Source organism: Candidatus Symbiopectobacterium sp., assembly GCF_020054415.1.
GTDB lineage: Bacteria > Pseudomonadota > Gammaproteobacteria > Enterobacterales > Enterobacteriaceae > Symbiopectobacterium.
This window is the reverse complement of the sequence record NZ_JAHWCO010000586.1, coordinates 1-2,227: the sequence shown is the minus strand read 5'-3', so window position 1 is coordinate 2,227 and position 2,227 is coordinate 1. Positions and strand designations below refer to the sequence as shown.

Below are 2,227 nucleotides of genomic sequence, written 5' to 3'. Positions count from 1 at the left end.
TTGCATGACTGACGACGGTAACGCTGATGGCCACTTTTGCCATAACCGTGTTTTTTCACAGGAGATGTCTGTTCACAAAACGGGCATCTTACATCAACTTTAGCCACTGTATTCCACATCCAAAACCGGACATTTCACAATTCAATCAACATATTGAATACACGACCTGCGCAACCTGTAACCCTTGCTCCAACAACCGGTGTGCCTCTTCCATGCGCAATTGCAACAACATCTGCACCGGCGTGGCGTTGAAATGGCGATGAAACGCCAGCTTGAGCTTGTATCCGCTTAAACCGACCATTTATGCCAGCGCGCCGAGAGAAAGGGTTTCGCTCAGGTGTGCCACCATCCAATCACGAGCGCGTTCCACAGCGACCACATTCTGAGGATGTAAGCGTGCCGCTTCCCGCGTCTCCTCAAACAAATAGCGTTGCGCAGCCAGCAGATTCAGTGCATGGATATGCATGGAGAGCATATCGCACTGTGCCTGTTGCAGTGCATGCAGGTGCTGTTGCGCGACAGGGGCCAACCGGCTGTAAGCATGCTGCCGCGGTCGATAATCACCAAACAGCCTCTCTGTTGCCGCACCGCCAATGTAGCGCTCCAGCATCGATTCACTCACCAACAGGCGCAGTTGGTCCACTTTTTGTCGTTCCGGGTAATAACGCTCACCCATGCTGTGATGAAAACTGGCGATGGTCACATGCTGTTGGCGGAACGTCATGCTGGCACCCCGTTTTTCGCTGTAGTTCGACTCGCCGTTCAAACCAAAAGTCATCACCAACACAGGCTGAGAGTGGGCAGTTTCAGCTTCCTCCACCAGCGGTTTCAGCGGCTGATAGGAAGAGGTCACCAGTGTCAACCCGTCAGCAAGCGTATCCGACTGCGACCAGCACTGGCCAAACTGATCCGGCAACTGGCGGCGGTTACCCTCGCGCAATACCATACGCTGCATCACTCGTTGCGTTGATGAACCTCGCCCTTCTCCCATTTTCTCTCTCCTCCCATCCTCAGAGAAAAACCGCCGTCACGCAGACAAATAAAGACAATAATAATTCTCATTTATAGATAACATAAGGCTATCCTTGGCGGCAACGCCCACGTTAACCCACGCTGCGTGATTAACGCCACAACACAGCCTGCATGGAGCCACTATGTTCCCTACCACGTTGACCGATTTATGGACACTGACCGCCAGCAACATCAAAACAGAAGCCGTTAGATTGGCTCTGGATAGCGCACTGTTTGATCAACTGGCACAGCCCTCAACGGTTGAGCGGTTCGCGCTGTACCAACAGTGGGAACCACAGCAAGCCGCAGCGCTGTTGGAACTGCTGTGGAGCATGAAACTGCTGACGCGCGAGGCGGCAGGCTATCAAACCAGCGCAGAGATGCAAGAATATCTGTGTCAAACCGGCGAGCGTTATATTGGCAATAGCTGGCGTTTTCGCTATCAATCGCTGCGCGACGTCGGGCAGCAGCTCGCCGCGCTCATGCAACAAACCCCCGGTACACCGCCTCCCACAGCTCGCATGGACACCGGTTGGGCGCAGGCAGCGCAAAAGCAGATTGCGCAGGAGCAGCGAGCTCTGACGGTCGATCGTGCCTGTGACATCGTGGGCGCATTGCCAGAGTTCCCGCAGGCCAAAACGTTGCTGGATGTGGGCGGAGGACCAGGCATGATCGCCATCGTCCTGACACAGCGCCATCCCACGCTGCAAGGGGTAGTGTTCGATTTGCCACAAACCGCCGCAGTGGCGCAAGAGAATATCATTGCCGCAGGTCTACACCAGCGTTTAAGCACCGCCAGCGGAGATTTTGCCGCTCAGCCTTTTGCCGTAGGCTATGCCGATATTATCTGGTGTTCTTCCTTTCTGCACTTTGTCGAAGATATCACCACCAACATAGCGCAACTGTTCAATGCATTGACGCCAGGTGGCGTACTGGTTGCCGTGCACGCAGAAATAGCGTCCAACAAGGAGGATGCCGCATCGGTATTGCCTTTCTACCTGCCGTTGATGCTGCGCGGACGCAGGGTAACGCGAGAAGGGGAATTGGCATCGTTGCTGTGTTATGCCGATTTCAGCCGGCTTTGTTGAATAAATAGAACTTTTGGGTAATCATCGGAGCAGATCACCACAGTTGTTTCAAAATCAGGTCTCCATGGCAAAACAAAATTTTAAAATCACCAACTGGCACTCTTATAACAAGGCCCTCAAGCAGCGCG

4 protein-coding genes are annotated in these 2,227 nt (G+C 53.7%); 1 reads left to right on the top strand and 3 read right to left on the bottom strand.

Annotated elements, in window-relative coordinates; translation table 11 throughout:
* The 3 genes from QZ506_RS17080 to QZ506_RS17070 form a co-directional block, all read right to left on the bottom strand.
* The coding region (locus QZ506_RS17080; RefSeq protein ID WP_367273027.1) for an IS1 family transposase at positions 1 to 107 on the bottom strand (107 nt) is incomplete at its 3' end.
* A gap of 38 nt (positions 108 to 145) precedes the next feature.
* Entirely contained in the window at positions 146 to 301 is a 156-nt protein-coding gene (locus tag QZ506_RS17075) for a helix-turn-helix domain-containing protein (protein ID WP_291972702.1), read from the bottom strand.
* On the bottom strand, positions 302 to 991 hold the full coding sequence (locus QZ506_RS17070) for a hypothetical protein (RefSeq protein ID WP_291972700.1): 690 nt from the start codon (positions 989 to 991) through the stop codon (positions 302 to 304).
* Positions 992 to 1,154: 163 nt separating this feature from the next.
* Between QZ506_RS17070 and QZ506_RS17065 the strand changes: the two genes are divergently transcribed.
* Positions 1,155 to 2,099: a class I SAM-dependent methyltransferase gene (locus QZ506_RS17065; RefSeq protein WP_291972698.1), complete on the top strand. Its 945-nt coding sequence runs from the start codon at positions 1,155 to 1,157 to the stop codon at positions 2,097 to 2,099.
* Positions 2,100 to 2,227 lie beyond the last annotated feature (128 nt).